Here is a 25643-nt window from a genome sequence, read left to right on the forward strand (position 1 = left end):
CTGCCCTATCGTCGCAGCGCCGGCGTGGCGCTGATCAATCGCGCCGGCGAGGCGTTCATCGGCCGGCGCGCGCGCAGCCGCGAGGCGACCCTGGTCGCCGGCCACGAATGGCAGATGCCGCAAGGCGGCATCGACGAGGGCGAAGAGCCTTACGCCGGCGCGCTGCGCGAGCTCTACGAGGAGACCAACGTCAGGTCGGTTTCGCTGATCGCCGAGGCGCCGGAGTGGCTGAGCTACGAGCTGCCCGCGGAATCGGGCAACCGCTGGCGCGGCCGCTACCGCGGCCAGACCCAGAAATGGTTCCTGCTGCGCTTCGAGGGCGAAGAAGCGGAGATCGACATCCGCCGTCCCGGCGGCGGCGCGCACAAGCCCGAGTTCGACGCCTGGCGCTGGGAGCAATTCGCGCGCCTGCCCGAACTGGTGGTGCCGTTCAAACGCGCGGTCTACGAAAAGGTCGTGGCGCAGTTCGCGCCGCTGGCGAAGCCGGCGTGAGGTTTGCGACGGCGACAAGAATTTTTCGACAGGAAGCCTTTTCAAGCGCTTAGGCGCCAAAACACGCGCGCCGATTCAAAATAATACATACTAACATAGTATATTACGAATTGCCCCGCGAGCCCTTCGGCTGCGAGCGGGCGCGCCCGCGCCGCCGCCGCGAAATAGACGGGCCGCCCAGCGGTAAGCGGGCGGCCCGGGCTCGACGCGCCTGGAGGCGAGCGCGGCGGAGCTCAGTTGTGGGGCGGCTCTTCCGTCGGCCCCGGCGCCGGTCCGGATTCGAACGGACGCTGGCGGCGTTCGGTCATGAACTGGTCGAACTCGGCGCGGTCCTTGGCGAAGCGCAGCCGCTCGAGGAAGTCCTTGAACTCGCGCTGTTCGTCTTCGAGCCGCTTCAACGTCTCGGAGCGATAGTCGTCGAAGGCGCGGTTGCCGCTCGAGGCCGGACCGAATCCCCAGCCGCTCGGGCCGCGATAGCGCTCCATCCGCTCACGCACGCGCTGCATCTTCTCCTGCATACGCACCATCTTGCGGTCGAGGCGCTCTTCCCAGCGATCCGTGTGGCCGTCCCAATCGCTCATCGGTCCATTCCCTGCGTAGTAGGGCCGTCGCCAGCAGCCATACTTATGGCGCGCAATCAGGTAGCCGAGGATGATAAGGCCCAGCGGCCACCACCAGATGAAGCCTAAGATCATGAGAACGAGAGGCATGGCGCGACCTCGGTTGTGAATGTAAATAACATTCACATTCATCGCACCTTTGTCAAGGCGTTTTCGCGCGGCGCCGTTCGAATTCGAACCTCGGCGGCAAACGCCAGGCGGGCGCCGAATGCTCGATTCAAGTCTTATTTTCCATGGCTTCGCCGGCGCGGAGGGTGCGGCCTTATGTCCGAGTCGCCCGGACGCCGAGCCCGCGCAGATAGACCAGCACTTGCGCCTCCAGCAGCTCGGCCGGCGCGATCGGCAGCGTCCGCTGCGCGCCGTCGCCGCGTCCGAACAGCGACGCGGTGCCGTGCGCCATCGCCCAGATGTGGAGCGCGACCATCAACGCTGGCGGACGACCGCCGGGCGGCGCCGTCGCGCACAGCCGCTCGGCCGCGCCGCGCAACACCGCAAAGGCGCGGTCGCCGGCGCTGCGCAGGGCCGGATCGGCGCCCGCCGGCACGCCCGCCTCGAACATCGCCGAGTAATATGCGGGCTGCGTGCGGGCGAACTCGAGATAGGCCTTGCCGAGCCGCTCCAGCGCGACAAAAGCGTCGGGGCGGCCGTCGTCCCAGGCCCGCGCCAGCGCCGCCTCGAACTGCTCGAAGCCGCGCAACGCCACGCTCGCCATCAGCTCGTCGCGGTCGCGGAAATGCCGATAGGGCGCCGCGGGGCTGACGCCGGCGAAGCGCGCGGCCTCGGCGAAGGTGAAGCCGGCCGCGCCCTTCTTGGCGATCAGCTCCAGCGCGGCGTGGATCAGCGCCTCGCGTAAGTTTCCGTGATGATAGCCGCGCGGCTCGTCCCTGCTCCAACTCATGTGAAGAGTCTTTACATCAGACGGGCCGAAACGTCGACGCTGGCGAAGGTCGGCGATTGCAGTTCGGCCGGCGCGGAAGATCCTGTCGATGGTTATGGAGCCGCGGCAAGACGATCAGCCCGCAGAAAAAGGCGAACGAAGACTAGAGGCTGCCCATCGCCTCGGCCGCGCGCGGAACGGACCTCGCCGTCGATCTCTTGACGGCCCTTTTTCCAAACCGCCGACCCTGTCAATGACGCGGCTTAAGCCGCGCCGCCTTCGGCGGCAGCCGCGAGGCTGTCATTGACAGGGTCGGCGGTTTGGAGCGGTCTCGCAGACAAGAGATCGACGGCGAGGTTCGTTCCGCTTCGAGAGGCGCGCCGCGTGAGAAAATTCATCAACGACTGGACTGCTTCGCAAGCCTTAATGTGAGGAGCGCATGGCGCGATCGCCTAAAGTCAGGTGGCCGCGACGTTCCTAGCCTAACAAGAGTGCAAATAGCCCAGTCACGCAACCAAACACAAACAAAGCCCCGGAGATGAGCGCCGAAGTTGTACGTGGGTCTTTCAGACGGAGACCCGCTTGTTCTGTAGGGCTCTTTGCAAGATTGGCCGGAACATCCAGAGTCGCAAGGGGAGGCTCGTGCTTATCTATATACGCGAGCCAGCGACGCTCCTTAATCAACCACCCAAGAATTCCAGCCCCCATCGAAATAAGCCCAAGTACAAAACAACCAAGGGTCGACAGAAGAATCAGACGCGGTCCTGATTTATGAAATGTGGCACCTATGAAGCTCAGCGTTGCCAACGACGCGCCGGCATTGGCGATCCATATACTATTCAATGCTTGTATATACGCAGGCTGTAAGTTTGCCACGGTGCGGTCAATTGCCTCAACACTCCGTTGATATTCCCTAAAGCGAGTTTCTGCCGATTCATCGTTTTCATCTTTATCCACGGCATTGCCTCTCCCGCCCAAGCGTCCGCGCGATCCGGCCCAACCCTGAATTGCGGCGACGCGCCCAGCAATTCCCATCATCAGCCGCCGCCGATGCGCCGCCCCTCACTTCCCCGCTTCGATCTCGTTGATCGCCTCGTTCATCGCCGCCTCAAAACGACGGCGGATGCGGTGGGCGGAGACGTCGACCCCCGCCTTGACGGATACGTCGTGCAGCCGCGCGTTCGTCGGCGCCGCGCTACGCGACGCGCCGCCCCCTGCCGAGCGTGAGTTTGGCGATCAGGCCGGACCGGCTTTCCCCCTCCGCTTCCGCCAATGCGTCGAGGCGGCGCAGGACGCGACGAGGAATCGTAATGTTCACGCGTTCAGTCGTGTCGTCGAACGTCGCGGGATCGACTGTGACGACGCCGACGGCCCAGCCGGCGAATTCGGGGCGCTGACGAACGGCGTCCAATTCCGACGGGGCAGGGATGGCCAAGCCCGCGTCAAGCGCGGCGTCGATCCAGGCGGCGGCGGCTTCCTCGGCGTTCGCCAAAGCGTCGTCGAGCGTGTCGCCGGCGCTGAAGCATCCGGGCAAGTCGGGAATGACGACGCCGAAGGCGGCCAGGTCCGAACCGAGTTCGATGGCGATGGGGTAGCGCATGTCAGTCTCTCAAACCAGCTTGCTTCCGAATGGCCGCGACAAGACCTTTGCCTAAGTCCTTCTTCGGATGCGGCACGATCACGGGAAACGGCCTCTCGGCGTGACGGAATACGTGATGCGAGCCGCGTATGCGATCCAATTGCCAGCCGGCCGCCTGCAGCTCCCGGATTAGGTCCGCGCTCTTCATCGAGTGTGTATAATGTGTATCTGGGCGCGAAAGTCAACAGGAACGTTTCGCCCCCTGCGATACGCCCCTGAGCCTCCTCGCCGCCGGCCCCCGCTCTCGCCTCACTTGCCCGCTTCGATCTCGGCGATCGCGTCGTTCATCGCCGCTTCGAAGCGGCGGCGGATGCGGTGGGCGGAGACGTCGATCCCGGCCTTGACGAATTCGTCATGCAGGCGCGCGATCAGCGTTTCGTCGTCCTCGCCTTCGATCTCAACCTTGCCGAAAGCTTCGGCGTAGCGCTCCGCCGCCTCCCCGGCCCGTCCGAGCTTCTCCGCCGCCCAGGCTCCGACGGCGCGATTGCGGCGCGACAACGCCTTGAAGCGCAGCGCTTCGCTCAGCTCGAAAAACTTCTCGAACCCCTGCTTGCGCTTGTCGAACTCGCTCACCCGCGCCTCCCGGTCCGCACACGGCGCGAAGCTTTGCCCACGGCGCGCGCGCGCGTCAATCGATCAGCGCGCGCGCGAGCTTCTGGAAGGCGCGGGCGCGATGCGACAACGCGAGCGAATTGTCGCGCGGCAGGCCGTGCTTCTCTTGCGCCGTCATCTCGCCGAAGCTGCGCGCGTGCCCGTCGGGAACGAAGATCGGATCATAGCCGAAGCCGCTCGTCCCGCGCGGCGGAAAGACCAGCCGCCCGTCGACCCGGCCCTCGAACGACTCGAGCCGCCCGTCCGGCCAGGCGAGCGCCAGCGCGCTGACGAAATGCGCGCGCCACGGCGCCGGCGCGCCGCGCGCCTCGAGCTCGCGCGCGATGCGCGCCATCGCGCCGGCGAAATCGCGGCCCTCGCCCGCCCAGCGGGCGGAGTAAATGCCCGGCGCGTCGTCGAGCGCCGCCACGCACAGGCCGGAATCGTCGGCGAGCGCCGGCAGCCCGGCGGCGCGCGCGGCGGCGTGCGCCTTGATCGCGGCGTTGGCGGCGAAGCTGTCGCCGGTCTCCTCCGGCTCGGCGAGGCCGAGCGCGCCGGCGCCGACGACTTCGAGCCCGCGCGGCGCCAGCAGATCGGCGAGCTCGGCGAGCTTGCCCTTGTTGTGGGTGGCGGCGACGATCCTGCCGCTCAGCCGGCCGCTCGGCGCTTCGTTCACGGGGCGATGATCTTGTAGCGCTGGCCGGCGACGAGCGGCCCCTCGCGGTCGAGGCCGTTCAGCACCAGGAATTGGCCGACGGCGCGATCGTCGGGCGACATGCGCTGCGCCATCGACGCGGTGGTGTCGCCGGCCTGGGCCGCGACCACCCGCAGCCGTAAAGGCTGCGCTTCCGTCGCCTCCTCCGGCCGCAGCCGATGGAACGAGCGGATCGCGGCGCGGAAGCGCGCGTCGACGGCGGGGGTGAGCGAATGAGCGGCGAAGATCAGCCGGAACACGCGATCGCCGACCCGGACGGCGCCGAGCCGGAAGCTCCACTGGTCGCCCTGGGCGACGGCGATCGCCATCGGATAATCGCCGCCCTGCAGCGTCTCGATCGACGAGGTCTTGACCCCGTCGATCCAGCCCGAGGCGAGCTCGTCCTCAAGCGAGGTCGACGGGGAGAGCGCGATCGAGTCGAGCCGCAGCGCCTGCGCGCCGCCCTCGCCGACGCCGATCAGCGCCGCCGCCTGGTTCTCCAGCGTGAAACCGTCAGGCGCCGCGAAGGCGACGCCGAGCTTGGGATGGAGAAAGCGCGTTCCGCGCACCAGCCCTTGGGCCGGATTGTCGCCATAGGCGATGCCGTCGACGGCGTTGAGATAGCCGTCGCGGCCGGTTTCGCCGACCCCCGGCGCGCCGACCTTCTGCGCTTCGACGACCGCCTGGGCGACGCGCTCGGGGGTCGAGGGATGGGTCGCCATCATGTCGGGCTTGTCGGCCGAGCCGGCGCCGATCATCGCCGTGCGCAGCGCGCTCCAGCGGCCGAGCGAGGTCAGGAAGCGCGAAGCGGCGTAGGGGTCGTAGCCCGCCTTGGCGATGACGCCGATGCCGATCTGGTCGGCCTCGAACTCCTGCTGGCGCGAGAAACGCGCGATCGACAATTGCATGCGCGCCTGCACCGCCTCGCCCTCCTGCGGCCGGTCGAGCACCTGGTTGGAGACGCGGGTGAACAGCTGCGCGGTCTTCTCCAGTTCGGCGCGCTGGGCGGCGTGGCGCTGCGTCACGTGTGCGATCTCGTGCGCCATCACCGCCGCCACTTCCGAGGTGTCGTTGGCGAGCGTGAGCAGGCCGCGGGTGATGAAGATCTCGCCGGTGGGCAGCGCGAAGGCGTTGACGACCGGCGAATCGAGGACGGTGATGCGATAGGGCTCGCTCGGCGTTTCGCTCTGCTGGGCGAGACGGGCGAGAACGTCGTCGAGATAGCGCTCCACCGCCGGCGCGCTGTATTCGCCGCCGAAGGCGTCGATCAGGCGCGTGCGCTCGGGGTTGGCGTCGACGCCGCCGGTCGTCTGCGGCGCGGCGGTCGGGACCAGGTTGGCCGCGGTGGGATGCGACGGCGGATCGATGGTCGCGCAGGCGGCGAGCAGCAGCGTCAGCGCGGCGGCGAAGGCGGCGAGCGCGCGCGCGCGCAACGCCGCGCCGCGCCGCCATCCGCTCTCGCCCGCCCAGACCCTCATTTGCCCGGTCCGCTTCCCTATTTCGCCTCGGCTCGCCCGAGCCGCTCCAGCATGAGCGGGTCGACAATTTCCAGTTGCGGGCCGAATCGGCTGTCCAATGCGCCGCGCACCCGAATTTTCTCTCCAGCGAGCGCGGTCAACGGAGCGCCGGCCGCCTGGAACGCCGCCTGCGTCTTGCGCGAGGCGACGACCGAAAGGGCGCCGCGCCCGCCCAGATCAAGATAGAGGCGCGCACGGCCGAGGCCAATCCTGCGCACCACGCCCTCGACAATGACAAAGCGCCCGTCGCGCCGCGCCAGAGAGGCGGCGTCGTCGGCGGCGAGCACGACATAATCGGGATCGCGCCAGACGCCAAGTCCTTTCGCGCGCGCCGCGGATTCCAGGGCGAGTCGGCCGGCTTCGCAGCCGCGCGTCTCGTATTCCGGACGAACCCGCGCCAGGCCGGCGGCGATCAGCGCCTCGGCGGCCGAGGCGGGCGCGGCGTCGGAAACGGGCGCGACGAGGTCGCCAAGCGCGCGGTCCCAGCGGTCGGCGGCGGCGACGACAAGCGATAAAGCCGCCTCGCGGCCGACAAAACGCTTCGTCAGCAGGTCGCGCGCCGCCGCCGCCAGCGCCGGATCGCCGCGCGAGGGAAGGGGAAGGTCGAGGCCGGCGATTCTCAGCGTCCGCCCGTCGGCGAGCGCAATTTCGCCGCGTTGGTCGACCGAGGCGGCCTGAACAATTCCCCCCGCCGCGCCGCAGGCCGCCACCCGCCCGGCCGCAAGGCCGAGCGCCAGCGCCAGGGCGGCGACGACGGCGGCGCGCCGACGGGCGAGATGCGTTGGAGCGGATTTCATGCTAGAGGCGCTTCGCCGTTGCGAGACGGCTTTTAGCCCCTTCGCCCGGCGCGGTCACCGCCCAAGGGCGAGCGGGGCGGCGGCGAAGCGCGCCGGCCCGCAGCGGCGCCGGCGGGCGGAGAGGTCCCGGTAGCTCAGCAGGATAGAGCACAGGTTTCCTAAACCTGGGGTCAGGGGTTCGATTCCCTTCCGGGACGCCACTACTTTTCGGCCGTATTGATCTCATTGCGCAATTCTCCCGAATTCCCTCACCTTAGGATCAGGTGAGGGGATAGGGCGTTCACTTTCTGCCCCCGCGCTCAAGCTTCGTCATGCCGGTTCCCGCCATCCGAGCGCGATCAGCGGCCTTCGTGTAGAGGGCGGGCATCTGGTCCGAAGTCCATCCGAACATGGCGCGCAATTCGACGACCCCTGGAGCCGGCGAGGCTTCGATCGCTCGCGCCTTCTCATCCTCCGACCAGCGCCGTCGGCCTCCACCGCCAGCGATGACCTCAATCCGACGCCCCGCGGCAGCCTTAAGCTCAAGCTCACCATCAAGTCTGGACACAAGCCGATCCCCAAATCACGGGCTCAGCATCGTTCACCGCAGCGCCAAACTGAAGGTGGGGTCAAAACAGCGGTTACCTCTGACCCACTCGTGGTGAATTTGCTCAAGGTGTTGGGACGCCGATCGGCGTCCGACCCCGCCGCCTATGCACAGGTCCTCGCCAGCCACTCGCGGGCGCCAAAGCGGCCTACCGCTTCCGAGAATCCAGTTCCGCGGTAAGGCGAATCATTCCGCTCAGCGATTCGCCTGGGGCCAGCCGGCGCAGACCGCCGCCATCCGGCAAATTGTGGGCGTTGGCGCTGTGGCTCATCGGCTCGAAAGCAAAGAACTCGTAATTGTATCCGGCTTCGAATTTCGGGTCCGAGACGAACAAGAAATAGCGCCCAAAGAGTCCGTCGGCTTCGAGTTTTAGGCGCGCCCGTCGGTCGGGCCACGCGATCTCGCAGGCCCCGTTCCAACCCTCGAAGCCATGGTTCACCCAACGGCGCGGCAGCTCGCGCGCACTGGTAAAATCAAGGTCGGCTGGAATGGGCGCCCGCTCTGTCGGCAGCCAATCGGCGCCTTCGAGCCAAAGCGCGGAGGCGGGCGCTCGCAGCGTCGTGCTGGCGGTCAGGGGAAAGTAGGGATGCCAGCCTAGGCCGAAAGGCAGCGCCTTGGCGCCCCGATTCACAACCTCAAGACTGAGCGTGAGGGTAGAACCGTCGAGGGCGAAGCTTTGCGCAGCTTCGTAGCTGTACGGCGTTCCGGCGTCGTCGTGGCGCATGACCATTCGCGCTCGGCTGTGCGCGCGCTCCGCCACCCGCCATTCGGTCGTCCAGCCGTCGCCGTGCAGGTAGTGTTCGTCCCAGTCCATGTTCGGCGCCAGCGCGTAGGTTACCCCCTCATACGCAAAGCGATTGCCGCCAACTCTGTTGCCGAACGGCACGAGCGGAAAACAGGCGGACTGCGCTGCAACCCCGACGGCCGTGGCCGCCGGCGCGCGCATCAGCGGAATTCCGCCGCTCTCGCCCTTGGCGAAGAAGCGCCAAATCGCGGCCCCATCCGTGCTGACTTGCAGTTCAAGCCATTCGTTCTCAAGATTGAAGACGCTCATGCTCTGCGCGCCCATTCCATTGTCGTGCGTTTCGCCGCTTTCCGGCGGCTGAGTGGGCAAGAAGACACGGACAGGCTAGCGCATTCACCGAGACCCGATCTCGCCGAGCAGATCGGCCGCGGCCGCGTGGTTCGGGTCTTCCCGAAGCACCTGCTCCAGCCAGTCGCGAGCCTGCCCCGCGTCGCCCAACATGAGGCTCGCCTGGGCGAGCATAAAGCGGGCGTTGCGCTCCTGGCTTTTCTGGAGATCCTGTTCAAACAGCAACATTGTCGGCAAAGACGTGGCGAAGTAGTCAATTTTCGCGGGCGTTGTGAGGAGAGCCTCGGCATACTCGCTGAGCCCCTTCATCATCGCCGCCGCTTCCTCCTTCCGTTCGAGGCGCTCCAGCGCCCGCGCAGAGTAGTAGGCCATCTCCGAATAGACGCGGGCGCGCATGCCCTGGAAGTCGCCACGGAACTCGCCCGCGAGCGTCCAGTGACGCCGCGCCGCGGCGTCGTTCGCGGCCGCCGCGAAGGCGCAGCCGAGCCAGTAATGGACATCGCTCTGGTTTGCGAGCAGGTGCTTGGCTTCGCCAAAAGTTTCGGGGACGTCGAGCGCCGCTTCAAAATGCGGGCGCGCTTGCGCCGGACGGCCAGCGGCCAGCTCCCGCCGCCCGAGCGCGAGCCGAGTGCGGACATATTGTCCAAGCGCCATACCCTCGCCGCCCTCCCAGGGCTGAAAGCGGCGGCGGGTCAGGACCTCCAGCGCCTCGTCGTGAGCGCCGAGTTGGTTCAGCAGCGCGCAAAACTCGACTGTGAGATCGTCGCGCTGATCGACGAGGACTCGGCGCCTGCGCAACTCAGCCAATCGATCGGTGGGAAGGCGGCCGAGTCGTCGCCAGAGCTGATCGCGTTCATAGAGCAGTCGCGCGTCGCCGGGCGCGGCCGCAAACGCTCTCTCGTAACAGTCCGCCGCCTCGATCGGATCCTTGCGCACGTTGAAGGCGCCAATGCCGAGATTGCGCCAAACGATCGAAAACGTAGGGTCGAGCCGGGTCGAACTTCGCCAGCAGACGAGCGCCTCATCATAACGCTGACGGTCATAGAGAAGATTGCCGAGGTAGTATGGCGCCTTCGGATCGTCATGATCGGCGGCGATCGCTCCCTGCAAAATGGCGATCTCCTCGAGCCGCGCCGGAAAGCAGTAGTCGGGGTTCGCGGCGCGCGCCTTTCCGCCGTGCATCTGTGCGGTCGCCTCGTCGCCCGCCTGTCTGGCGAAGTGCGCCATGTAATAATGAATGAGAGGCGCGGCGCCGGAGAGGGGCTCGCCAATGGCGCCTTCCAGCGCGTTCAAAGCTTCGCGGCACAAGCCGGCCCGCGCGAAATCCAGAGCGAGGTCGAGACGATTCTGGCCTCCGCTCGCCAGAACGCCGCTGTGGAGATATCGGGCCCAATGATCGAGCGGATCGAGCGCCAGCGTCTCTCGCAACAGGGTCGAGGCGGCTTCCTCCCGGCCGAGGCGCCGCAGCACGATCGCCTTGAGATTTCGGGCGCGGAGGTTGTCCGAACCTCGGCGCAAGCTCATGTCGAGGTGGTCGAGCGCATTCGACCAATCGCTTCGCCCGCAATCGATCTCGGCCAAGGCATGATATCCGGGTCCGCTCCAGGCGGCGTTCCATGTCGCTTTGTAGAAAGCCGCGTAGGCTTCGTCGTCGCGCCCGAGGTAGCGCAGACTCAGGCCAAGATTGTAGAGCGCCTCGCCGTCGTAGGGATTGGGATTTCGCCTAAGTAGACGTTGCAGCGCGCGGCGAAAATGAGACTCCGCCAGAGCAAATTCCCCGCGGCGGAGGCGCCACAGCCCCAGCGCGTTGTTGCAGCGGCTGTCCAGCGGGTCCCGCCTCAGCGCTTCCTGCCAATAGTCATCCGGCGCCCGCGTCGCGTGGCGGTACTGCTCGATGTGCAGGCCGGTGACGTAGAGCTCGTCGGCGCTCGCGATCTCGGTAGGCGGAGGCGGCTCGGTCGCCGCCTCGGGCGCTGTGGCGCTCTGCGGCTGAGGGCGATAAGCGATCACCTCGTTCCCCGTCGCGTCGCAGACGCAAAGGAACAGATCCGCGCTGGCGACGCCGGCAGGCAACGCGAGCGTCTCGGCAAAGGGCGTTTTCGGGTGGAGCGATCGCTCCCATCGCCCAAGATTGCGGCCGCCCGCCGCCAAAATGATCGTGGCGTCGACAAGCGGAGTCGGGACGCCGACGCCGAGGCGGATGGCGCCTGCGTCGACCGAAAGGTGCAGCGCGGCGGCGAGGTTGGCCTGCTGCACCGTGCCGATCGCCCGGATCGGATACCAGTACTGCTGGAATTCCTTGGTCTCGCCTGGAGCGAGAAAGGAGAAATCGGGCTGGTTGTCGGTGTACGCGCCGGCCATCAGCTCGATGTAGGGGCGATAGACGCCCTGCTCGTCGGGTTCGCTCAGATTGCGGTCCCAGGCGTAGCCGAAGGCCTGGTTGCCCCACGTCCACTGCTTCTTGCCGGGGGCGATGTGATGGTTGGCGACATGGACGATTCCGGCCGCCGCCTTGTGATCGTAGCCACCGAAAAAGTCGCCCTTCGTCCCCAGACACATGTAGCTCGTCGGAACCGGGATGTTGGCGTACCAGGAAAGGTCATTGGCAGGGTAAGTCCCAGGCGGCGTAAACTTTGCCGGCAGTTCGTCCTGGGGCACGCCTTCTCGGCCGCGCTTGCCGTAGTCCACGCCGTAGTAGCTGCCCTGACAGAACGGAAAAGAACTGATGGCGCGCTTGGCGTGATCGGCGACATAGCCAACATCAGTCGGAAAGAAGCTCTGGTACTGCTCGTGAACAGCGGTCGCCACGTTCGCCCACCAGAGAAAAGTCTGCACGACGGGCGTGCGGTTATAGAGGCGGACCTTCAGCTCAAGCACCGCTGAACCAGGGCGCAGGCGCACGCCGTGCATGCCTTTCATCCGGTTCATCGGCTCGTGCTCGCTTAGCCATACGATGCAACCGCCGTCAGGCTCGTTCTCGATGGCGAAGTCGACCGGCATGAAAGTGCTCGGCCGATGGTGCTGCGGCCAGTTGAACTCGATGCCGCCGCTGATCCAGGGTCCGGCCAATCCGACGAGGGCGGGCTTGATGACATCCTGGCGGTAGACGAAGTCGTAATTGTTCGTCTTGTCGCGGGCCACATGAATGCGACCGCCTAGCTCCGGCAGGATCATCACCCGGATGAACTCGTTTTCCAAATGGACGGCGGTCCATGCGCGATCATGCGGGGCGTCGGCGATGCGGTCGCAGAAGGGCAGCGGGTAAATGCGGCCGCTGGAACCCTGATAGACCCGCTTCTCGATGAACATCGGATTGCGGTCCGGGGCGAGCGGCGCAAATGTCGGAATCGACACCGGCTCCGTCCAGGCTTTCACCGCGCCGCGCAGCTCTTGCGGTGCGGCAGGAAGCGGAATCTGGCGCATATTCCTCTCTATCGCTCTTCGAACGGCCAAGTATCTTCCCGAACGGCGGTCCAGGGGGGAATGGGACGAATGCTGGAAAGCATGTACGATGCTCTGATATCCTTCACTCCATGGAAGGAGATCAAGCGCCCCGCATCGCTGAAGGCTTCCCCGGCCAGCGCGCCGTCGTACTGCCGCGGCCAGTCATCGCCTCATGGTTGAATGCAGCGCCGCTGCTCGAGCTTTCGCCGAGCGACGTCGGTCACTATCCGCATGCGCGATGGCATCATCGCGAGCGCCCCGAGGGATCCCCGGAGCTGATCTTTCTCTGGTGTTTCCAGGGCGAGGGGTGGTTGAAGCTGGCCGGCGAGACGTTTCCTGTTCATCCTGGCCAGGCGGCCGTCATCCCGCCCGGCGTCCCGCATGTCTACGGCGCCGACCACGCCTCGCCGTGGACGATCTACTGGGTCCACGTGGTTGGTCCCAAGGTCGGCGAAGCTCAGCGGCTGTTGGGCGCTCGGCCCCGGCAACCGATCCTCACGCTGGGCCAGGACTCTGGACTGGTCGCCCTGTTCGAGCAGATGCTGGGCCTCCTTGAGCGTGGCTACAGCGCCCACAACCTGCTGGGGGCCTCGCTCTGCCTGGCGCAGGTGGTCGCGCGCGTCGCTCTTGGCTCCAACCGGCCCAACGGCGCCGCCGAAACGACCGAGGAACGCATCGAAAATGTCGTCTCGCTCATGCTGAGCACCCTTGATCGCAACGTACGCGTCGAAGAGCTCGCCAAATACTGCAAGCTCTCGCCCTCGCATTTCGCGGCCCTGTTCAGGAAGCGCACGGGGTTCAGCGCCATCGACTTTTTCCTGCGTCTCAAGATGCAGCGGGCGTGCCGCCTGCTGGAAACCTCCAACATGCCGATCAAGGAAATCGCAATTCGACTTGGCATCGACGATCCGCTCTATTTCTCGCGGAGCTTCCATCGGATCTATGCCTGTTCGCCGAGCGAATACCGCCAGCAGCATACGGGCTGAGGCGACGACGCTCGGGCGATCGCCAAGGTCGATCGAGGTCCACGTCAGCTCGTACAAAGACGCCGGGCCGTCTTTGTTCACATCGGCAGACCGATGCCGCGGCCACCGGCCCGGCGCTGCTGGATGACGACTGCAATCACCAGAAGCGCGCCCTGGGCGATGTCCTGCCAAAAGGAGTTCACGTCGAGGATGATCAGGCCGTTTTGCAGCACACCGAGCAGCACGACCGCGAATATTGTGCCGACGATGGTTCCTTTGCCGCCCTGCATTGAGCAGCCGCCAAGCGCCGCCGCCGTGATGCTCTGGAGCTCGAGGCCCTGGCTTCCGGAGGTCGGCTGCCCCGAACCGGTGCGCGCGGTCAGCAACACGCCGGCGAGCGCCGAAACGAAGCCGCAGAGCATGTAGACGGCGAGAATGTAGCGGTTCAAAGGAATGCCGGCGAGGCGGGCCGCTGTCGCGTTGCCGCCGACCGCATAGATATTGCGGCCAAAATCGGTGTAGTGGAGCACGAGTTGCGCCAAGAGTGCGACCACCACCAGAATCCAGATCAACACCGGGATTCCGACGATCGTCCCGCGCGCTAAAAAGATGAACACCTGGTCGACGCCGGTATAGCCTTGGGCGCGGCCGTTGGCGATCAGGTTGGCGAGGCCGCGGTACGCGGCCAAGGTCGCCAAGGTGGCGATCACGGCGTTGACCCGGCCATAGATAATGATCACGCCGTTGAGCAGACCGGTGCCCAAGCCCAGCACCAGCGCCGCCACGATTCCCGCGAACGCGCTCTGCGTGGCCATGAACACCATGGCCGAGACGACCGAAGTCAGCCCGGCCTGGGAGCTGACGGAGATGTCCAGCCCACCGAGCAGCATCACCACCGTCTGCACAACCGAGAGAATGCCGACAATCGCCACGGTCGTGCCGATCGTCGCGATATTGCTGGAATAAAAGAAGTTGCTGTTCTGCCCGCCGATAAAGGCGACAAGCAGCGCCAAGGCGATCAGCAGGCTGACATTCTGCACGCCGATCGCTTCGAGGATGCGTCTCAGCGCTCCGCGCGGAGGGAGACGCGGCGTCGAAGCGTTCGCGTCGGGGAGTGACTGGCTCATGCCGCCTTTTCCAGAATCGCGAGACTCAGAATCTTCTCTTCCGTTGCGTCGGCGCGCTCGATCGTGCCGGAAACCCTGCCGCCCTTCATCACGACAATGCGGTCGGCGAGCCCCAGCACCTCCGGCAGCTCGGATGAGATCACCAGCACGGCGATGCCGCGCGACGCCAGCCGGTCGATGATCGCGTAGATCTCCGCCTTCGCCGCCACGTCCACGCCACGCGTCGGCTCGTCAAGAATCAACAGCTTCGAGTCGCGAGCGAGCCAACGCGCCAAGACGGTCTTTTGCTGGTTGCCGCCCGAAAGCGTCGCGACCTCCTGCTCGATTGACGGCGTGCGAATATGCAGTTCGCGCAAATAGCGTTCAGCGAGCTGCCGTTCCTCGCCCCGGTTGACCACGTGCCAGCGGCTCAGGCGCTGCAGCACCGCCAAGGAAATATTCTCGCGGACCGAACGTTTCATCAGCAACGCTTGCGCCTTGCGCTCCTCGGGCGCCAAGCACAGTCCCGCACGGACCGCGTCCATCGGTGAACGCAATTGCAACGCCTGGCCGTCGACGCGGATCTCGCCCGCGGTCAGCGGCACGTCGCCAATGATGGCGCGCGCAAGCTCGGTCCGCCCGGCGCCGACAAGTCCGGCGAGCACCACGACTTCGCCTGCGCGCACCTCGAAACTGATGTCGCGCACGTCGGCGCTGCTGACGTTTTCGACGCTGAGGACGACCCGGCCCGGAGAATGCGCCGACCGTTGGTAGAGCGCGCTGAGGTCGCGCCCCACCATCATTCGAACGAGCTCTCCCTCGTTGGTCTCCTCCGCCTGACGTTCGCCCACGACCTGGCCGTCACGCAGCACCAGAACGCGTGTGGCGATGTGCAGGATCTCCTTCATACGGTGCGAAACGTAGATCACCGCGATGCCGGACGCCGTGAGACGCTTTATCAGCGCGAACAGCGTCTCCGAGTCGCGGTCCGACAGCGACGAGGTGGGCTCGTCGAACGCGATGACCCGGACGTCTCCCGAAAGCGCCCGCAGAATCTCGACGAGTTGGCGCTGGGCCGGCGAAAGGCTATTGCCGAGCTGATCGGGATCGATCATTCCCAAAAAACCGCTGCGCTGGATATCCGCCGCCACCTTGGCGCGCAACGCCGTCCGATCGACCAGCCGGCCGCGGTGCGGCAATGCGCCGGCGTAGATGTTTTCCGCAACTGAGACATAGGGAATGATCTCGGGCTCCTGCGCCACCACGCGAACTCCGAGACGGTGCGCGTCCGCGGGCGCAGAAATCGTGACCGGCTTGCCGTCGATCTGGATGCGGCCGGCCTCCGGCGTGTAGGCGCCGGACAGGATCTTCAGCAGGGTCGATTTGCCGGCGCCGTTTTCCCCCATCAGGGCGAGCACCTCGCCGGCGCGGGCGGTCAATCGCACCCCGCTCAGCGCCTGGACGCCGGCAAAATGTTTGTCGACGCCTTCCATGACCAGCGCAGCCGGCGGCATAGCAGAACCCTTGAGCATGGCGTGTCATGCGGCGCGGCGATGCGGGCCGCGCCGCGCTCCTTCCCTGCTAGCTGCAGCTCCCCATCACCGCCTTCCAATTTTCCGGCCCCACGATGGTCGTGTTGGCGATCGTCTTGGCGGGAAGAGGCTTGTGATCGCGGATCGCCGCGACGAGCACGCGCATTGCGGCGTCACCGACGTCGCGGCCGCTGATATAGAGCGCGGCCTTGTTTCCGGTTGTCTGGCCGGCCTGCCAGTCCTTGCACGTGAGGTAGGCGCCGAGCCCGACCCCGATGACGTTCGCTGCGGGCGCCCCGGCGTTGGCGAGCGCCGTGGTCACCCCAACCAGATTCTCATCGTTGCAGGCCCAGGCGACCCAGTGTTTCACGTTCGGATTGGCGGTGACCACGGCGCCGGTTTTGTTCTGCGCGTCCACGGTCGAGTTGTCGGTGCCGACCTTAATGATCTTCGGCAATCCTCCGACGACCTTCTGGAACGCCGCCTCTTCGCCGGACTCGCGGTCCTGACAGACCGAAAGCTGCTGCTGGTAGGCGGCGATGACCCGCACGTCGTCGAGGTTCCAGCCGCTCGCCTTGAACAGTTTGCCGGCTTCCTCGCCGACCTTGGAGCCCATGTCGAAGCCGTCGAAGCCGACGAAAGCGGCGGGTTGCCCGGTCCCGCTCTTGATCGGGTCGTCGGCAGAGACCAACGGAATCTTGGCCTGCGCCGCCATGTCGATCACCTGGGGGCCGATCTGCTGGTCAGGCACCACGATGGCGATGCCGTCGACCTTCTGGCCGATCATCACGTTGATCGCGCTGATCGCCGCATTGGAGTCCATGCTGACGTTGACGACATCGACCTTCACATTGCCGAGCTGCTTGGCGGCGTCGCGCGCGCCGTTCGCCTCGTCGACAAAATACTGCTGGTCGCCCTGCTTTTGAATGAGCGCAATCGTCAACTCATCGCCCGCCGCCCACGCTGGCAGCACGCCGATTGTGACGCCGATGAGCCCTGCGAGCAACGTCGGCACTTGATATCGTCTCATGTCGCTCAGGCGCCTCATGTCACGTCTCCTCCCGGTTTATCTGGCTTCGCAGCTTGATCGGCTGCGAGCCCACTCTACGGTAGTGGGTCGGAAGCTGGCGCGGGAATGGCGCAGACGCTGGAAGATATGGATGATACTCTGATTGCGTGTCCGCGTCGTCGCAGACCCGCCGGCGCTTGAAACTTGGGGGTCCGCGGGTCGGCGGCGCTTCAACAGCTGAGCGTGTCTGTTTGATCGACGTGAACGAAGGGCGATTGCTGACTTTGAATGAAGAGCGGAACGGCAATATGTCCCGGCCTTACAGGGCGCATCGCTGCCGTGACAGACTTGAAGCCGCGCTGGCGCGCATCGAGTCACTCGGCGACCCCGCCATTTTCACGCGGCTCTATATCGGCTCGGCAAGGTCGGCCGCCGACGCCGCCGACCGTCGACTTCAACTTGGGGGGCGTCTCGGACCGCTGGACGGCGACATCGTCACAATCAAGGACCTCTTCGACGTCGCCGGGGAGCCGACGACGGCCGGTTCGGCGATCCTGCGTGACGCGCCTGCGGCGGCTGCCGATGCGGTCGTGGTGCGTCGGCTGCGCGAGGCCGGCGGAATCATTCTTGGCAAAACCAACATGACGGAATTCGCCTATTCCGGGCTGGGCCTCAATCCGCACTGGGGAACGCCGGGCAACGCCGTGGCGCGCGATCGCATTCCCGGCGGCTCGTCGTCCGGCGCCGGCGTTTCCGTCGCGCTCGGCGTCGCCGATCTCGCCATCGGAACCGACACCGGCGGTTCCGTCCGAATCCCCGCTTCGCTGAATGGCGTGGTCGGTTTCAAGCCGACTGCCAGCCGCATCCCCCGCGACGGCGTGTTTCCGTTGTCCCGTTCGCTCGATTCGGTCGGCCCCCTCGCGCGTTCGGTCCAGGCCTGTGCGGACGCCGACGCGGTCATGGCGGGGCAGGCGCCGGCGCCGGTCAAGCCCGCTGCGCTCGCGGGCCGTCGATTTGGCGTGGCGGCAGATTATCTGGCGAATGCCGACCCGGCGGTTCTGCAGGCGTTCGGCCTGGCGCTGCGCGTGTTGGAGAGCGAAAACGCCATCGTGCAAGAGGCGAGCCTGGCCGATCTGATCGCCGAGATGCACGCGATCCTGGCTGATGCGCCGATCGTCCCCTTTGAAGCGGCGCAGCTCCATGCCGAACGCCTGGCGACGCGCTCAGGTGATTTTGATCCGCAGGTGTTGGCGCGCATTCGCAGGGGCCAACACATTGCCGAACCACAATATCGCCTGTCCCTTCGCCGCCGCGATCGCCTCATTGCCGCGATGGACCGGCGGCTGAGAGATTGGGACTGTCTTATCCTTCCAACGACGCCGAGAACGGCCCCGCTGATGGCGGAGGTGGCGAACCCACAGGCCTTCAAAGCGATGAACGCGCTGATGCTTCGCAATCCGGGCTTCGCCAATTTCTTCGATCTCTGCGCGATATCGATCCCCATGCCCATCGAACCGATGCCCGCGGGCGTCATGCTCGTCGGCCGCCACGGGACGGATGAGGCCTTGCTGTCGATTGCGCGCGCCGTCGAGCTGGATCTGAGGAAGAGCGCCTGAAGCGAGTTCAGTTCCCAGGTCGCCAAGCCGCATTTTCGCAGGACTGGCATGCGCCGATCGAGGCGCCGGCGACTTCGATGACCTGAGAACGACGCTATGCGCCGATCGGCATACGGGCTTCAGGCCGAGACCCCCTGCGGCCGCAACTCCGCCACGTCGATCGAATAGTCCTGACCTTCCCACGTCAGAGCGTCCAGCCAGGGGAAAGTGAACTGAACGCTTTCCCCGGCGGTCAGCGCCGCGACCGGCAAATAGGCGACATGCACGCCGAGACCCGTGTCCAACGTCTCGACGTCGCGGACGTTCTGGCAGTTGTTGACGCCCCAATGGACCGTCGCGGGCGCCTTGAGTGTTGTTCGGCGCGAGTTTTGACCCGTTCGTTCCGATTGGGATCAACAATTTATGACGCCGATCGGCGTCGGGACCCCGCGCCGAACGACACCTCCCGATCCGCCGCAACTCTACGATCTCGACGCTGATCCTCACGAACTCGAGAACCTCGCGCTCCTCTCCGACCATGCCGACGTCTGGGCTGACTTCGAGCGCCGCTTCGCTGCGCGCTGGGACCTCGCCGCCTTTGACCAAGCCGTGCGGGCGAGCCAGCGCCGCCGCCATATCCTCGATGAGGAACTGCGCCAGGGGACGTGCACACCATGGGACTTCCAGCCCCACGAACCAGCCTCGCGTCGCTACATGCGCAACGACATGGACCTCAACGTCCTCGAGTCCGAGCGGCGCTACCCGCGCGGCCAATGACGGGCATGCTGTAGGGCGCGCGTGCGCAAAGACCCAACGCCCATTCCTGCACGGCGGGCAAGCGCGGGAGCGTCCGCGCCACAAGGCAACAAGTTTGCAACGCGCCTGTTCGGCTAGGAAGTCGTTTATCGCACCATCCAATTTCTGCTCGGCGTTCCCCGCTCGACACGACCGCGTTCTGTGCTCGAGCGGCGACAAAGCCGAGCCGGGCGGTGGCGGCACTGCGTCGCAAATGCAACGCAGCCACGTCCGCTTCCTTTGTTAGGTGGGACACGCGCCTCGGAACCTCCTGGAAAAGATAGAAGGTCTTTTGTCCCACCCGACCCCCTAGGTGTTTGATCTGCGCAGGTAAGGGCCTCCCCTTCCGATACGCCAATCATTCCAATGCGTTGAGCAGTATTCGTCACCACGAGAAATTGGCGCCGATTCGCGCCGCGCCGGTGCGGCCGGTGAACCCAGCGCCCACTGCGGCGTTGAGTTGGAAGTTGTCGTTCAATTTCACCGCTGCGCCGAAACCAATCGCGTTATAGACGTCGAAAGTGCCGAGATCGACCGCGATCGCGTAGGTCTTGCCCGTTTCGATGATCGCAGTCGGCAACGCGGTGGTGATCGCCACGCCCTCGAGCGAGCGATCGATGCTCATCGCCATGGGAGACAGCCCGTAGGCGGCGCCGCTCGACGTGGCGATCGCGGTCTTGCCGGTCATGGGATCGAGGCAGGTGTCGGTGCCGGGGACAAAGAATCCGACAACGTCTCCAATCGAACAGATTTTTGTATACTCGACAGGCGCTGCGACTGACGGAGAAAGGAGACAGACGACGATCACCGAACCCAGAAAAGCGAGTGAATTGAAATTGGCGCTGCTCCGCATGACCCTGCCCCCCGGATTGCACACCCGCCAAATGACCGGCGGCCCCCTAGAAAATATGCCCGAACTTCGGATTTCTGCCAAGCATGAGTCTTTCCTTCCACACGTCAACAGAGTGTGTGGCAGGCGGCGCGTGAGAGCGTATGCTCAGCAGAGCCTTCAGGCCGATCCATCGAAGCGGGATTCGCTTTTGATCCCGATGAAAAAAGGACCGTCGCCGATGAGCAATGGAACGTCCCTCAAGCCACGCGATCGCGTAAGCATGTCCCTCAACCATGAGAAGCCGGACCGATGCCCGATGCAAATCAGCTTCACTCCGGAGTTTGCCCAGAGATTGCGCGAGGATATGCATCAGACCGGCCGGTCCGTCCACAATCCGCACGGAGGCGGCAACACCTACGAGCTGGAACGCGCGCTTGGACAGGATCTGCTGCTCACCTCAGTCGGCTGGGCCAACTCGTATTACGCCAACGAGACCTACGCCGGCGGCACGGACTCCTATACCGACGAGTGGGGGGTGTCGTGGAAGAACGCTCCCTATGAGACCCGTTTCGGCGCCGGGTTCTATACGGATATCGTCGGTCATCCGCTGGCCGACGAACATGCCGTCGCATCCTACCGCCCGCCCGACCCGCACCGTCCGGAGCTTTACGGCGAGGCCGAGCGCCTGATCGCCGCTCACAAAAGCGACTACTGGATCGTTGGCGTGACCGTGACGACCATCTTTGAAACCGCTTGGGCCCTGCGCGGCCTAGAGCAGATGATGATCGATTTCACCGAAGATCCGCGTCTCGCCGAAACAATTCTCGATATTCCATTCCGATATCATCTGGCTGCCGCCAAGCGACTCGTCGAACTGGGCGTCGACATGATCTGGACGGGAGATGACGTGGGCATGCAGCATGGCATGATGATCTCGCCCAACGCTTGGCGGCGGTTCCTCAAGCCCCGCATGGCCGAGTTCATTTCCACGCTGAAAGCCATCAACCCAGAAGTCAAAATTGCCTATCATTCCGACGGCAATATCGAACGGATCATTCCGGAATTGATTGAGATCGGGCTGGATGTGCTCAATCCCGTGCAGCCGGCCTGCATGGATCCCGCAAAGTTGAAGCGTGAGTATGGAGACAAGCTCTGCTTTTGGGGCTGCATTGACGAACAGCATACCCTTCCCTTCGGCGCCCCAGATGAAGTGCGCGCGCAGGTCTTGGAGCGCCTGGAGACCGTTGGCTACGACGGCGGACTGATCCTCTCTCCAACCCATCATGTTCAACTGGATACGCCGCTCGAGAATTTCTGGGCCCTGGTTCACGCCATTGATGGCGAAAGCGGGCTGGCGTCGGGGCTGCATTGATCGCATGTCCGCGGCGCGCCAAATGCCGTTCTTATTTGTCTTATGATCGTGAATATCCCGACCCTGCGGCCGGCCACAATCCGGCGTAGGCGGATGATCCCTCCGGCGCGGTGAATCCGTTACAGGCTGCCGTTCACGCGCCCTCCCGGCTGCGCCGACGGCGCCCGGCGCCCTTGGCCGCGGCCGGGGCGACGAGTTTGCCGAGCGCCGCCTCGATCGCGGCGAGGTCGGGCCGCGGTCCGCGCTGGCATCGGTCGAGCGCGCGACGCATCGCCGCGACATGAGCCGGCGTGTTGCCGCAGCAGCCGCCGACGATGCGCGCGCCGGCGTCGATCGCCAACGCGACGTAGCGCTCCATCAGCTCGGGCGATCCAGAATAATGGATATGCCCTTCATGCCATTGCGGCAGGCCGGCGTTGGCTTTGGCGATGACGATCGCCTCGGGGTTCGCCTCGGTCATCGCCAACACCGAGACGACGAGATCGGCGGCGCCGACGCCGCAATTGGCGCCGACAGCGAGCGGCGGCGGCGCAAGATCGTCGAACGCGCGCGCGAAGTCCGCCGGCGCAAGCCCCATCATCGTGCGGCCCGCCGTGTCGAAGCTCGCGGTCGCGGTATAAGGCGCGCCGACGGCGATCGCCGCGCGCGCCGCGGCGCGGGCCTCCTCGAGCGCGGACATCGTCTCGATCCAGACGACGTCGGCGCCGCCCTCTCTGAGGCCTTCGATCTGTTCGGCGAAAATCTCCGTCGCTTCGTCCTCGGTCAGCGACCCGAGCGGGGCGAGCATCTCGCCGGTCGGACCGACCGAACCCGCCACGACGATGGGACGGCCCGCCCGGTCGGCGACGGCGCGCGCATTTTGCGCCGCCAGCCGGCTGAGTTCCTTCGCCCGCGCGCCGAGACCGCGCGGGCCGAGGCGACGGCGGTTGGCGCCGAAGCTGTTGCTCAGGATGATGTCGGCGCCGGCGTCGATGAAGCTCTGGTGCAGCGCGCGAATGCGCTCCGGATGCGTCTCGTTCCAAAGTTCGGCGCAATCGCCCGAGGCGAGGCCGGCTGCGATCAGGTTGGTTCCGGTGGCGCCGTCGGCGAGTAGCGGCCGCCCCGCGGCGATCAGTTTCGACAGCATGGACTTTCCCACTTCAAACCGACATCCGCCGCGTCTCGGCGCAATCTGGCGCTGGCGCGCCCCTTCATTTCGTCGCCTCGCTCGGCGCCGGGGCGCCGCTCCACCATTGCAACATGGCGATTGACGGTAGCGTGTTTTGTCCGGCCTGTCCGTGCGTCGCGCCGTCGCGACCGACTCTGCGGCGACGCCGAGCCCGGTGTAGCGGCGTTCGAAAGCGAGGCCGAGCCGCGCCGCCGCCGCTTCCGCTCGCGCGGTCAGGTCAGGGTCTTCGCTCTGGGCGAGATAGACGAGCCGCTTGTAGCGGCGGAAGTATTCGTTGCGCAGTTCGGGAAAGCGGTCGAGGCCGAGGCCGCGGACGACCAGGCGATCGAAATGCCGGGCGAGGAAGTCGGTGACAAAGAACGAGCCCGGTTCTTCCGCCATCATCGCCGCGATCGCATCCTCGCCGGCGTAGAAGGCGTAGCAGTGCGGTCCGGCCACTCGGGTCACGCCCTCTTCGGCGAGCACGATGTCGAGCGCGCCGCCCGTGCCGCAATCGCCGTAGACGACCAGGATCTCGTCGTAGCGCGCGCGGTTCTCGTGGATCTTGCTCCGGATCGCCTCGGGAATGCGCTCGGGTCGGTTGTGCAGTTCAGCGGGCAGACACGTGACGTCGAAGCCGCCGAGCGGACCGCGCGACAGCGCGACCATCTCGCGCGCCAAGGCGCCGCAGGCGATCGCCAGCGTCTTGCGCGGCGCCGCGCGCCCGATTTCCGTTTGGCCGGCCTCGGCGGCGGACGCCGTCATGTCCAAGCCTCGCTCGCATGAGACGCGCAGACGCCGCTCGGCGGTCAGCGTCGCCCGTTGAATTCCTTCACCGCCTCGAACATCGCGACCATGTTCTCGACCGGCGTGTTGGCCTGCACATTGTGGATCGCGTTGAACACGAAGCCGCCGCCTGGCGAAAAGATCTCGCAGCGTTCGAGAACCTCGGCCCGCACCTCGGCCGGCGTCCCGAACGGCAGCGTCCGCTGCGTGTCGACTCCGCCGCCCCAGAAGACGAGGCGACCCCTGTACTTCTCTTTCAACATCCGCGGGTCCATGCCTTTGGCCGAGCACTGGACCGGGTTGACGATGTCGATCCCGGCGTCGATCATCGATTCGAAGAACCGCTCCGACGAGCCGCAGGAATGCTTGAAGGTTTTCCAGGTCGTGTGCTTGTGAATCCAGTCGCAGACCTCGACGTAGTGCGGCTTCCACAGCGAGTCGAACGTCCTGACCGAGCAGAAGGACGACGTCTGCGTGCCGAAGTCCGTGCCGCAGAGAAAGACCACGTCGATCGCGTCGTCGCCGAGGCGCTGGTGAATCCTTGCAAGATTCTCGATTCCAATCTCGACCTGCCGTTCGAAGATCTTGTGCACCACGTCCGGGCGACTTGCCGTCAGCATGTACCACTCGGCGACGTCGCGCACGCCTTTGGGATCGATCAGGTCGGGCCCCGGCGCCCAGGCGATGTCGCCGAGATTGGTGTTCACCAGCGACGCGAACACCGCGTACTCGCCGCTTTCGAGCGCACGCGCGTCCTGCTCGATGTCGTCGAGCTGAGCCTCGGTCAGCGGCTGATACTGCTCGGCGTTGTCGTCGGGGTTCAGATGATCGAGGTCGAGCGGCTTCTGGCGGATGATCGCGTCGAAGAAGAAGCCGTCCTTGGGCATATGCCCGCTCGGGCGGGCGCTCAGATCGCCCTTGGGATAGATCAGCGCGCCGCCCTTTTCCGGCTCGACGGTGGTGCGGAAGCCTTCCGGAACCAGCACCTCGAGCCCGTTGAAGCTCCACGGCTTCCAGTCACGATTGTCGAAGCCGAAGAACGTGCCGCGGCCCATCAGCGCCGCGACGTCGACCCCGATCGCCTCCTTGAGATCGTCGTCGATCAGGCCCAGCATCTGGAACGGCTCGCACACTTTCACCAGCCGCTGCTCGAGGCCGTAATGGTCTCTGAGCTTGGCGACGCAGCTTACGTGCATGCCGGTGGTCGCCGATCCGCCAAAGTCCATCGGCGCGCCGTCGGGCGAGCGATGATTGATCGCATCGAGCACCCGCTTGCGCTTGGGTCCGATCGCCTTCTTGGCGTTCATCGCCGCGACTCCTGTCTCCCGGCCTGCCGGCGTCGGGCCTCGCATCAGTTGGACAGCCCCACGCACCGCCGCGCGAGCGCAACCGCGTCGCTCGCCGTCGCGCCGTAACCGTCGGCGCCGATCTCCGTCGCATACCGCTCGCTGAGAGGCGCGCCGCCGACGAGGACCTTGACCTCGCGCCTGAGGTCGGCAGCCTTGATCGCGGCGATCGTCGTCCGCATCGACTCCATCGTCACCGTCAGAAGCGCCGAAAGGCAAACGATCTGCGGACGGTGCTCGCGAATGGCCGCGACGAACGATTCCGGCGTCACGTCCGCGCCGAGATCGATCACCTGGAAGCCCGCGCCTTCGAGCATCGAAGTGACGAGGTTCTTGCCGATGTCGTGCAGGTCGCCCTTGACCGCGCCGGCGACGACGACGCCTGCGGGCTTCGCGCCCTTCGCGGCGAGCAGCGGCCGCAACGGCGTCATCGCCGCTTTCATCGCCCGGGCGGACAGCAGCAATTCCGGCACGAAGTACTCCTCCTCATGGAAGAGTTTGCCGACTTCGTCCATCGCCGGGATCATCGTCGCGGACACGAGGGCCAGCGGGTCGGCGCCGGCCTCGAGTTCCTCTTCGACCAGCGACTGCGCGAGCTGCGCCTTGCCGTCGACAATTGCGTCGAACAATGCCTGCGACAACGCCATCGCCCTATCCTCCCCGAGGACCGCCATATTTCGTTGTTCGATGAACGGCTTCTACAATATGGCGACCCGACAGGGGTTGATTGTCGTCAATCGGGCCGGATCGCCGGCCGAAGCGGATCGCGAACGCCGGATCGGGCCGCCCGAGCGCCGAAGCGCCTGCC

At 65.8% G+C, this 25643-nt stretch carries 24 protein-coding genes, 1 tRNA gene and 2 pseudogenes; 6 read left to right on the forward strand and 21 right to left on the reverse strand.

Features of this window, described 5'->3' with window-relative positions; translation table 11 throughout:
- On the forward strand, nucleotides 1-492 hold a 492-nt coding region (locus ABSF49_RS02510), incomplete at its 5' end, for an RNA pyrophosphohydrolase (protein WP_424111051.1).
- A 233-nt stretch (nucleotides 493-725) separates the two neighbouring features.
- Here ABSF49_RS02510 and ABSF49_RS02515 read toward each other — a convergent pair.
- The 9 genes from ABSF49_RS02515 to ABSF49_RS02555 form a co-directional block, all read right to left on the reverse strand.
- Nucleotides 726-1244, reverse strand: a complete 519-nt coding sequence (locus ABSF49_RS02515; RefSeq protein WP_424111052.1) for a DUF2852 domain-containing protein — start codon at nucleotides 1242-1244, stop codon at nucleotides 726-728.
- A 130-nt stretch (nucleotides 1245-1374) separates the two neighbouring features.
- Nucleotides 1375-2010, reverse strand: coding sequence for a TetR/AcrR family transcriptional regulator (locus ABSF49_RS02520; RefSeq protein WP_424111053.1), 636 nt, complete (start codon nucleotides 2008-2010; stop codon nucleotides 1375-1377).
- Between the two features lie 456 nt (nucleotides 2011-2466).
- The gene (locus ABSF49_RS02525; RefSeq protein ID WP_424111054.1) at nucleotides 2467-2946 is read right to left on the reverse strand and encodes a hypothetical protein; all 480 of its coding nucleotides are present in this window, start codon (nucleotides 2944-2946) and stop codon (nucleotides 2467-2469) included.
- A 238-nt stretch (nucleotides 2947-3184) separates the two neighbouring features.
- The gene (locus ABSF49_RS02530) at nucleotides 3185-3589 is read right to left on the reverse strand and encodes a type II toxin-antitoxin system HicB family antitoxin (protein WP_424111055.1); all 405 of its coding nucleotides are present in this window, start codon (nucleotides 3587-3589) and stop codon (nucleotides 3185-3187) included.
- A 1-nt stretch (nucleotide 3590) separates the two neighbouring features.
- Complete coding sequence (locus ABSF49_RS02535) at nucleotides 3591-3776, reverse strand: type II toxin-antitoxin system HicA family toxin (RefSeq protein WP_424111056.1); 186 nt, start codon at nucleotides 3774-3776, stop codon at nucleotides 3591-3593.
- A 101-nt stretch (nucleotides 3777-3877) separates the two neighbouring features.
- Entirely contained in the window at nucleotides 3878-4201 is a 324-nt protein-coding gene (locus tag ABSF49_RS02540; protein ID WP_424111057.1) for a DUF1476 domain-containing protein, read from the reverse strand.
- A 55-nt stretch (nucleotides 4202-4256) separates the two neighbouring features.
- Entirely contained in the window at nucleotides 4257-4895 is a 639-nt protein-coding gene (gene rdgB, locus ABSF49_RS02545) for an RdgB/HAM1 family non-canonical purine NTP pyrophosphatase (protein ID WP_424111058.1), read from the reverse strand.
- Entirely contained in the window at nucleotides 4892-6391 is a 1500-nt protein-coding gene (locus tag ABSF49_RS02550) for a M48 family metalloprotease (protein ID WP_424111059.1), read from the reverse strand. Before ABSF49_RS02550 ends, rdgB begins: the two co-directional genes overlap by 4 nt.
- 17 nt (nucleotides 6392-6408) lie before the next feature.
- Nucleotides 6409-7227: a thermonuclease family protein gene (locus ABSF49_RS02555; RefSeq protein WP_424111060.1), complete on the reverse strand. Its 819-nt coding sequence runs from the start codon at nucleotides 7225-7227 to the stop codon at nucleotides 6409-6411.
- Between the two features lie 123 nt (nucleotides 7228-7350).
- Between ABSF49_RS02555 and ABSF49_RS02560 the strand changes: the two genes are divergently transcribed.
- Nucleotides 7351-7427: transfer RNA gene (locus ABSF49_RS02560), tRNA-Arg, on the forward strand.
- 534 nt (nucleotides 7428-7961) lie between these two features.
- On the opposite strand, the gene ABSF49_RS02565 is transcribed toward ABSF49_RS02560, so the two are convergent.
- A complete protein-coding gene (locus ABSF49_RS02565; RefSeq protein ID WP_424111061.1) occupies nucleotides 7962-8867 on the reverse strand; it encodes an aldose 1-epimerase in 906 nt (301 codons plus the stop codon).
- A gap of 84 nt (nucleotides 8868-8951) precedes the next feature.
- A complete protein-coding gene (locus ABSF49_RS02570; protein WP_424111062.1) occupies nucleotides 8952-12329 on the reverse strand; it encodes a DUF5107 domain-containing protein in 3378 nt (1125 codons plus the stop codon).
- 110 nt (nucleotides 12330-12439) lie between these two features.
- On the opposite strand from ABSF49_RS02570, the gene ABSF49_RS02575 reads away from it, so the two are divergent.
- A complete protein-coding gene (locus tag ABSF49_RS02575; RefSeq protein WP_424111063.1) occupies nucleotides 12440-13336 on the forward strand; it encodes a helix-turn-helix domain-containing protein in 897 nt (298 codons plus the stop codon).
- A gap of 77 nt (nucleotides 13337-13413) precedes the next feature.
- Here ABSF49_RS02575 and ABSF49_RS02580 read toward each other — a convergent pair whose 3' ends face one another.
- From ABSF49_RS02580 to ABSF49_RS02590, 3 genes are all read right to left on the reverse strand, one after another.
- Complete coding sequence (locus tag ABSF49_RS02580) at nucleotides 13414-14442, reverse strand: ABC transporter permease (RefSeq protein ID WP_424111064.1); 1029 nt, start codon at nucleotides 14440-14442, stop codon at nucleotides 13414-13416.
- A complete protein-coding gene (locus tag ABSF49_RS02585; protein ID WP_424111065.1) occupies nucleotides 14439-15935 on the reverse strand; it encodes a sugar ABC transporter ATP-binding protein in 1497 nt (498 codons plus the stop codon). The genes ABSF49_RS02580 and ABSF49_RS02585 overlap by 4 nt, the downstream gene beginning before the upstream one ends.
- Nucleotides 15936-16002: 67 nt before the next feature.
- Entirely contained in the window at nucleotides 16003-17001 is a 999-nt protein-coding gene (locus tag ABSF49_RS02590; protein WP_424111066.1) for a substrate-binding domain-containing protein, read from the reverse strand.
- Nucleotides 17002-17270: 269 nt separating this feature from the next.
- Between ABSF49_RS02590 and ABSF49_RS02595 the strand changes: the two genes are divergently transcribed.
- On the forward strand, nucleotides 17271-18578 hold the full coding sequence (locus ABSF49_RS02595) for an amidase (protein WP_424111096.1): 1308 nt from the start codon (nucleotides 17271-17273) through the stop codon (nucleotides 18576-18578).
- 119 nt (nucleotides 18579-18697) lie between these two features.
- Here the strand turns inward: ABSF49_RS02595 and ABSF49_RS02600 are convergent, their stop codons facing one another.
- Nucleotides 18698-18862 (reverse strand): hypothetical protein, encoded by a 165-nt coding sequence (locus ABSF49_RS02600; RefSeq protein WP_424111067.1) that lies wholly within the window; start codon nucleotides 18860-18862, stop codon nucleotides 18698-18700.
- Nucleotides 18863-18980: 118 nt separating this feature from the next.
- Here ABSF49_RS02600 and ABSF49_RS02605 point away from each other — a divergent pair, with 118 nt between their 5' ends.
- A complete protein-coding gene (locus ABSF49_RS02605) occupies nucleotides 18981-19334 on the forward strand; it encodes a hypothetical protein (RefSeq protein WP_424111068.1) in 354 nt (117 codons plus the stop codon).
- 403 nt (nucleotides 19335-19737) lie between these two features.
- Here ABSF49_RS02605 and ABSF49_RS02610 read toward each other — a convergent pair whose 3' ends face one another.
- Together ABSF49_RS02610 and ABSF49_RS02615 are read right to left on the reverse strand one after the other, a co-directional pair.
- Nucleotides 19738-20040, reverse strand: a complete 303-nt coding sequence (locus ABSF49_RS02610; RefSeq protein ID WP_424111097.1) for a YadA-like family protein — start codon at nucleotides 20038-20040, stop codon at nucleotides 19738-19740.
- 18 nt (nucleotides 20041-20058) lie between these two features.
- Nucleotides 20059-20205 (reverse strand): annotated as a pseudogene (locus tag ABSF49_RS02615) (hypothetical protein); the annotation flags it as partial.
- On the opposite strand from ABSF49_RS02615, the gene ABSF49_RS02620 reads away from it, so the two are divergent.
- Nucleotides 20183-21556: a uroporphyrinogen decarboxylase family protein gene (locus ABSF49_RS02620; protein ID WP_424111069.1), complete on the forward strand. Its 1374-nt coding sequence runs from the start codon at nucleotides 20183-20185 to the stop codon at nucleotides 21554-21556. The pseudogene ABSF49_RS02615 and the gene ABSF49_RS02620 overlap by 23 nt on opposite strands.
- A 133-nt stretch (nucleotides 21557-21689) precedes the next feature.
- Here the strand turns inward: ABSF49_RS02620 and bmt are convergent, their stop codons facing one another.
- The 4 genes and pseudogenes from bmt to ABSF49_RS02640 form a co-directional block, all read right to left on the reverse strand.
- Complete coding sequence (bmt, locus tag ABSF49_RS02625; protein WP_424111098.1) at nucleotides 21690-22682, reverse strand: betaine--homocysteine S-methyltransferase; 993 nt, start codon at nucleotides 22680-22682, stop codon at nucleotides 21690-21692.
- Nucleotides 22683-22877: 195 nt separating this feature from the next.
- Nucleotides 22878-23468: pseudogene (locus ABSF49_RS02630) on the reverse strand (DUF1638 domain-containing protein); the annotation flags it as partial.
- 44 nt (nucleotides 23469-23512) lie between these two features.
- On the reverse strand, nucleotides 23513-24796 hold the full coding sequence (locus tag ABSF49_RS02635; protein ID WP_424111070.1) for a uroporphyrinogen decarboxylase family protein: 1284 nt from the start codon (nucleotides 24794-24796) through the stop codon (nucleotides 23513-23515).
- 44 nt (nucleotides 24797-24840) lie between these two features.
- Entirely contained in the window at nucleotides 24841-25482 is a 642-nt protein-coding gene (locus tag ABSF49_RS02640; protein WP_424111071.1) for a corrinoid protein, read from the reverse strand.
- Between the last annotated feature and the right edge of the window lie 161 nt (nucleotides 25483-25643).

Origin of the sequence: Roseiarcus sp. (genome assembly GCF_049514155.1) — a bacterium.
Classification (GTDB): Bacteria; Pseudomonadota; Alphaproteobacteria; order Rhizobiales; family Beijerinckiaceae; genus Roseiarcus.